The organism is Candidatus Poribacteria bacterium (assembly GCA_009839745.1).
Lineage (GTDB): Bacteria > Poribacteria > WGA-4E > WGA-4E > WGA-3G > WGA-3G.
The window spans coordinates 21299-27842 of record VXPE01000084.1; the positions used below are offsets into that span (position 1 = coordinate 21299).

Genomic DNA, 6544 nt, shown 5'->3' on the forward strand with positions numbered 1-6544 from the left:
ACCGCAAGGAATAATTAAAAAAGGAATAATTAAAAATGGACATTATCTGTGCTTCTATCTGTTACCGCGGCTACGCCGAAGATGAGGTCGCCGCAACGTTGGAATACGCACCACAGATCGGCTACCGATTGATGGAAATTCATGGACCCCTCATCTGGAGTGTTGACGCTGCCCACACGTTCGATATAGACGATATGAAGGCAAAGATCGACGCATCCGGTATGAAATGTGCGGGTCTCTATCCGCCCGGTTGGGGTGGCCAGGACAGCACCGATGTTGACGCACGCGCAGGTGCCATCGCAAGATGTGTTGAAATCGCTGAAGGACTCGGTGCGACACATCTAACAACGAGTGGGGCACAGCGTAGAACAGAAGCCGGTGCCTTGGACAGAGTCGCCGCCTGTGTCGGCGAGGTATTGCAACGCATGCCAGCAGAGAGTCAAATCAAGTTGACGCTTGAACCGCATCACGGCAATGTGCTTGAACAACCTGAGGATTTCCAAACGCTTTTAGATGCTATTCCCGACGAACGTGTCGGTGTCTGCATAGATACTGGACATTTCCATTCGTCAGGTGTCGATACGCTTGCCGCGATTCGTCAATTCGGTTCCCGTATCTATGCCGTGCATCTCAAGGACCATCTCGGCACCGTATCCGTCGGTATCGGGCGCGGTGAGCTCAAGCTCAAGCAGATTATCGAAACGCTCCAAGAGGTCGGCTACCAAGGCGATCTGACGCTGGAGTTGGAAGTTGAAGATCCAGAGAATCTACCACGCTATACCGAGGAAGCCTATTTCTATCTCAGTGGGATGCTCGGTTTGGCACTATAGTTCCCACGTTTCAATGAAATCCGCAACACCGAAATTATCAGGCATTTCATTGAAATAGTAATGCATCGGACCGGACTGGAAACCGGGTAGATACAGTTCTTCGTCGGTTTTAAGGCGTGCGTCAAGCGGCTTAAAACGTTCCCATAATGTAGCGGCTTCCTCTTTCGTGAATAGTGCGGCAAAGGGCGGTCCCCAATTGAGGGTAATCGCATGGAAACCCTTGCCGCGATTCCGAAGGTCATCTGGGATTTCTGGAAGTTCATAGCCGTGTTCGAGTGCCACGAAGCACGCGGCTTTACACAAAAAAACGGTTGAGAGCATCTTCCCCTTTTCACCTCTACCCGGGTGCAGATTGTCCAGTGCTGTGTGGTAGGCAGTAGCATCCTTTTCTATAGCAGCTCGGAGCGCATTTTCAGTCCACCCTTGCATTTGATTGCTACGCGCATTCCACCGATCAAACATCTCTCGGATTTCCGGTGAGAGGTAATCTATGTAGTCGAACGCTTGATAATGCGTATGGTTTGCAAACCCGCCGTGAATCGTGCGGCGCATCTTCCGACTGTAGTTACTTCCCCAGTGTAAGATCGGTAAGACGTAAACGACACCGTCGCCGGCATTGAGATGCGTCTGAACAGCACCGGGAAGTGGTACTTTCGGATTTGCCAGCAGCAGCTCGTTTTCTGCTTCCGTATTCACCCGTAGATGACTACCCGGTAGCACCCACAGTACGTTATCGTCGTAGAGTGAAAGATTCCACTGAAGGTAGCGCGGTCCCGTCTCCACAATATCGTCAATGTAACCTTGTAATGGAGCAGTATCAATAGGGTGATGGTCGCGATGCCATGCGGCGGGTCCACAGTCTTTGACGGGGCTGCACATGAGCATCATCTCAGTAACCCCGGCATCCTCCTCACCCAGCAATTCACTGCTGACCCCTTGCATGTTTTCGTGTGCCCAAATTTCGACAGCACTTGCCGTTTTTTCATCGACAAGCCCTGCGAGTGGACCCCGTCCGAGGTGTAAACGCGGTTGTGGAGAACTCTCCCAAACGCCGCCCGGTGGTTCGTTCGGTCCGCGTTCTCGCGTCCATATCTCTCGCTGGCGTGATACCATTAATTCATAACTTTCTCGAAGCGCGTCCAGTTCCTCCGGCGGAATCACCTCTCGGAGAACGAGATACCCTTCTTCCATGAATTGGGTCCGATTCACTTGCATAATTGTCTCCATCGGTGAAGGCTTTCCTGTAAGAGCGAAAAGTTACCCACGTCCGACATAGAGTTGACCGATCGGCAGGACAGTTGCTTCCAGCATATTGATATTCGGTGGAAGGGTCGCCATGAGAACAGCCGCTTGCGCGAGATCATCAACGTCCATCATCGGTTCCATAGGTGCCTGTGGACGGCTCTGATGCCGCTCTACATAGGTGTTGCCGGGTTGCAAGCAACTCGCTGTAATGCCAAAGGGTCTACCTTCAAGTGCTGTTACCTGTGTCAAGCCAAAAATCCCGAATTTGCTCGCACTGTAAGGTGCTGTTCGGGGACGGACGCGATGTGCAGAAATACTCCCGACATTGATGATACGTCCGCCTTCGCCTTGCGCTTTCATAATTGCGAATGCCTCGCGTGTGCAGATAAACGGCGCACGGAGATTAACATTAATAACCCAATCCCAATCCTCCGTTGCGAGTTCACCGATGGGCCCCCCATTGAATGCCCCTGCGTTATTTACGAGGATATCCAAACGCCCGTATTCATCCATGGACCTTTCAAAGAGTGCTTTGATCTGTGCCTCGTCCGTTACATCGGTCGGGACAGTCAACACTTTTGTGCCGTTTGCGCGAAATTCGTTAGCGGTTTCTTCAAGGAGATCCGCATCCCTTGCGGCGATTGTGAGCGTCGCCCCCTCAGCGGCAAGCCCTCTCGCAATCCCTCTTCCGATACCTCGGTTTCCACCCGTTACAATCGCAAATTTTCCATCTAATTGTCCCATAATTCAGTCTCCTTTTCCTTACTGTTTATGAAAATAGTTCTGTCAATAGTGATTCTGTTCTGACGGCTTCTACTGTTTCGCCTGCGAGTCGCATCGCCGAGATGTGAGCGTGCAAGAACGCCAAATCCGCAGCCGTATCTATATCATACCACGGTGGTAAGAGTCCTAAGGTTCCCTTTAGCGAGCGGATACGTGCCACTGTTTGCTGAAAGACATCTGCCGTGCTCCATGCGATTTCCTCAAAAATAAATGGGACGGTCGTTGCTATGTTCGTTGCCGAAAAGCCGATGAGATAATAGCCGCCATCTGTGCTCGGTCCGATGGTGATGTCCTGTGAATCGAGCAGTGTGAATGCTTTTGAAACATAAGCAATCGGTAGCGTCGGACTGTCGGACCCGACGAGTAACATCTTTGTATATCCCTGTTCAATTGCCCACTGTGTTGCCGAGGCGAGCCGTTCCCCGAGATCAGCCCCCATTTGTGGGATGTAAATGGCATCGTCTCCGATAAGCACTTGTAAATCGGAGTGTGCCTCTGCCGGTGTATAGGCGATGATGCGGTCTACATCGGGAAGTTTGGAGAGTGTATCACACCCATCTGTGAGAAACGCCGTATACACTGTCGCCGCTTGTTCCGGTGAGAAAGCTGGAATAAGTCGTGTTTTGACCTGGTTCGGCACCGGATTCTTAGCAAAAACAATGATACATATCTTCACCAATAAAACTCCTTCTTTTCCTGACTCCGTTCCTATATCGGATAGAACTAACACGCTGCGTTTACAGATGAAGTGCTTGACGTAGACGCGCCCAGAAACTCCCTGCGTTCTGTTTTTGCGGTAAGTTTTCGCGCTTCTCTCGGAATTCAATGTAGTGATCTACTATGCCTTCAAAAGCTTCGCGGAGTTCTTCATCAGTATCACCGTGGAAACAAATGATATCATCAATATCGATAACATCCCCGACAAATCGTTCATCTTCATCACTATAGACAATTTCCGCTGTATACCCTCTATATGTCATCGTCTTCATGGTGTTATTTTTATCTTTTCCAGAAAATTACGTGCACGCTTAATTTGATACCACTTCGCCTTAACCTTACCATATATCGGTTGAGGGGTCAACTTAAAAAATCCAGTTCACCCACGATCTTAATACCAGACCCGATATACCGGTATCCCGAAAATGGCGCCCACTAAACTCCAAAAGGTTCCGATCAGAAAGTCACCCAGAACCACGCCAACAAAGAATGGAGCAGCCTTTCGATAGATGCGTAACCCCCCGAATTTGAGGAGAACCGCCTTGATGATCCAACCCACACAGATCGCGCTCCAGACCCAAACCATTCCTGCGGATAAACCGAGTGCGTAGCCCGTCGGATGGAAAGGGAACCAGATGAACTGTCTTCTCAGAAACATCAATCCCAACGTGAACAGGGAGGCGAACGCAGTGAAACTCAATCCCGTGCTATCTGTAGCGTGTGATTGTTGTAACCATGGGAGTAGCATACGTTCAAAGGTCTCAATACCGATGCCAATAATATATCCCTCAGTTCGCACTGCGCCGTGTTGATAGATGAGGTGCAAATACGCCCAGAAAGAGGCAGGAATCGCAACCAACAGGGCGACTATCATAGCGATCGCCATCTTTTTCTGGGAAACCGGAGCGCGTTCGGCGATTTTGAATCCTTCTAACTGACTCGGCATTGGGTGTGAGACGTTGTCGCGAACATACGGATATAAGAAAGAGAAAAGCGTCAAATTCGCAGCACCCGTCCGTCGTGTGCCTAAAACCGAGACGATCATCAGTGGTGGATGCGTCCAAATGACTTCATGATACGGCACACCGACCGCCGCTCGCGCGTATGTTATAGCGATAGACATGAGGAAATAGAGGCATAGGAAGGCGAGGAGAATTCCAACGGACATGCCCGCCTGTTGAAAAATAATAACGAGAATCGTCGTGCCTACGCAGATGCCGAGGAGTGCGGTGCGGTATTGAAACGGTTCATTACTGGAGGGTGTCGCAGTGTTTCCAAGAGGCTTCAAAGCCGTTGTAAACACTGCTTTGAGGTGCTTACGGCTTGTCCATAAGATGAGAACCCCAAGCGTCAACCAGGCACCGATGCCCTGTTGATTGTAATAAGGAAACCCTTGCAGCGATTTCCAGCCCCCGATGCTCCCTACGATCAACTGAAATTTTGTAAACAGAAAAAAGAACCAGACCGAAAACGAGAGTTCCAATGGCACAAAGAACGTCAATGCGATGACCCAAGGATAAAAGAAGAGCGGTAACCATCCAATCGCGTTCCAAGGTTTCGTGGTAAAGATTTTCGCCCCGAAATCGGGTATTTTAAGTGGCACACCCGGCACAAACGGATAGAGAAAGTGGAGTCCGTTGAGGAGTTCTATCACGGCACAGATACTAAACCCAAGCCACAGCAGTCTTCTCGAAAAAAAGCGTGGCGTGGTCATCTCTATAGGGAGTTGTGCGATCGGATAACTCAGGCGTTCCCGTTCGCTCCATTGCAACCGCTGGATGCTGTTAAAACACAGTAAAATAAAGAAGAGAACGAATGTGACAAACGACCAAAGCAGCACAGGCCCCATCCATGCGAACAGGTGTCTCGGTGTGTAGAGGGTCGAGTTCCCTTCAAAGAAACCCGTGAGTGCCACTTTATCTTGAACCGTGAACCACGGCGGGATATACCGATGGAAAAGCGTGGCGTATTCGTTTTCAAAAGTAGCGAACCAGTACGGATGCGCGAGGATGCCGAGAATGAAGTCCATCGGGTTGTGTCCGGAGACGACACACAGCATTACCAGCATCTGGTAGACCAAGAGGAGTTGGGCGCGGCTCAAAGCGAGTTGTGGGCGGATCCACTTCAGCAGCGTATTGATTAACAGGAGAAAAAAGAGGTTGACGATTGGGGTAATAAACAGGGAGGCATAAGCGGGATTCAGGGAGTGGTGGATACCGCTGACGAAGGCGATCCAGTATGCGTTGAGAAGGATCAGAGCCACACCGATGGCGAGCGGCGGCAGGAGCGAAGTTGATTCGGTTCCGGTTTGGGATTGATATCGTCTCTTTTTCACATACCAACCTTCCATGCATGGATAAAATTTCCTTGACCGAAACGGAGCTAATCCTCACAAGCATAAACGGCGACGTTATTTCTATAGATGGAATGCTTGGCGTAGACGCGACAGAAACCGCCATGCGAAGTGCTTCTGTGGAGGGTTCTCCGGTTGATTTTCGACTTTGATGTAGAGATCTACTACGTCTTCAAAGGCGACACGTAGTTCTTCGTCGGTATCTCCGTGAAAACCAACGATATCATCAATATTAACAACATGGCCAACAAAACATTCATCTTCATCACTATAGATAATTTCTGCAGTATAGCCTCTATGTGTCATTGTTTTCATGGTGTTATTCCTACCTCTTTTAAGAAATCTCGCGCATCGCGTACTTGATATCGGTTTACCTCTTTTCGGTTATGAGGTCGGTGGAAGGTGGCAGTTCTCCCTTCCAATTTAAAGTTCACAGATGATCCTCTGCCTTCTTCTTTTGTGGCACCCAGTGCCATAAAAAGAGTTTCAATCCGTCTCCATTGCAATGTCGCCGGAACTTGCGTGCTAAAAATAGCCTCTAATGTCTTTTGGTGCTTTTTATTTATAGTAGATTTTGAAAATAAGTTTACACTTCTGCCCCCGGTAGGCGAGGTTT

At 49.6% G+C, this 6544-nt stretch carries 8 protein-coding genes; 1 reads left to right on the forward strand and 7 read right to left on the reverse strand.

What is annotated here, in order from left to right:
- Positions 1-35 precede the first annotated feature (35 nt).
- The gene (locus F4X88_13875; GenBank protein MYA57377.1) at positions 36-830 is read left to right on the forward strand and encodes a TIM barrel protein; all 795 of its coding nucleotides are present in this window, start codon (positions 36-38) and stop codon (positions 828-830) included.
- On the opposite strand, the gene F4X88_13880 is transcribed toward F4X88_13875, so the two are convergent.
- The 7 genes from F4X88_13880 to F4X88_13910 form a co-directional block, all read right to left on the reverse strand.
- Entirely contained in the window at positions 825-2057 is a 1233-nt protein-coding gene (locus F4X88_13880; GenBank protein ID MYA57378.1) for a phytanoyl-CoA dioxygenase family protein, read from the reverse strand. The two genes, F4X88_13875 and F4X88_13880, sit on opposite strands and share 6 nt — an antisense overlap.
- A 30-nt stretch (positions 2058-2087) precedes the next feature.
- A complete protein-coding gene (locus F4X88_13885) occupies positions 2088-2819 on the reverse strand; it encodes an SDR family oxidoreductase (GenBank protein MYA57379.1) in 732 nt (243 codons plus the stop codon).
- Positions 2820-2844: 25 nt separating this feature from the next.
- Positions 2845-3693 carry a glycosyltransferase gene (locus F4X88_13890; GenBank protein ID MYA57380.1) on the reverse strand — a complete coding sequence of 283 codons (849 nt, stop codon included), beginning with the start codon at positions 3691-3693 and terminating at the stop codon, positions 2845-2847.
- Positions 3596-3847, reverse strand: coding sequence for a toxin-antitoxin system HicB family antitoxin (locus F4X88_13895; GenBank protein ID MYA57381.1), 252 nt, complete (start codon positions 3845-3847; stop codon positions 3596-3598). Before F4X88_13895 ends, F4X88_13890 begins: the two co-directional genes overlap by 98 nt.
- Positions 3848-3966: 119 nt before the next feature.
- A complete protein-coding gene (locus tag F4X88_13900; GenBank protein ID MYA57382.1) occupies positions 3967-5910 on the reverse strand; it encodes a hypothetical protein in 1944 nt (647 codons plus the stop codon).
- Positions 5911-5991: 81 nt separating this feature from the next.
- Positions 5992-6243, reverse strand: a complete 252-nt coding sequence (locus F4X88_13905; protein ID MYA57383.1) for a toxin-antitoxin system HicB family antitoxin — start codon at positions 6241-6243, stop codon at positions 5992-5994.
- Positions 6240-6494, reverse strand: coding sequence for a type II toxin-antitoxin system HicA family toxin (locus tag F4X88_13910; protein MYA57384.1), 255 nt, complete (start codon positions 6492-6494; stop codon positions 6240-6242). The genes F4X88_13905 and F4X88_13910 overlap by 4 nt, the downstream gene beginning before the upstream one ends.
- Positions 6495-6544: the final 50 nt, after the last annotated feature.

What these genes read in the sequence shown, in the direction of transcription:
- F4X88_13880 (MYA57378.1), bottom strand. Translation starts at nt 2,057, where the DNA reads ATGGAGACAATTATGCAAGTGAATCGGACCCAATTCATGGAAGAAGGG.
- F4X88_13895 (MYA57381.1), bottom strand. Translation starts at nt 3,847, where the DNA reads ATGAAGACGATGACATATAGAGGGTATACAGCGGAAATTGTCTATAGT.
- F4X88_13875 (MYA57377.1), top strand. Translation starts at nt 36, where the DNA reads ATGGACATTATCTGTGCTTCTATCTGTTACCGCGGCTACGCCGAAGAT.
- F4X88_13885 (MYA57379.1), bottom strand. Translation starts at nt 2,819, where the DNA reads ATGGGACAATTAGATGGAAAATTTGCGATTGTAACGGGTGGAAACCGA.
- F4X88_13905 (MYA57383.1), bottom strand. Translation starts at nt 6,243, where the DNA reads ATGAAAACAATGACACATAGAGGCTATACTGCAGAAATTATCTATAGT.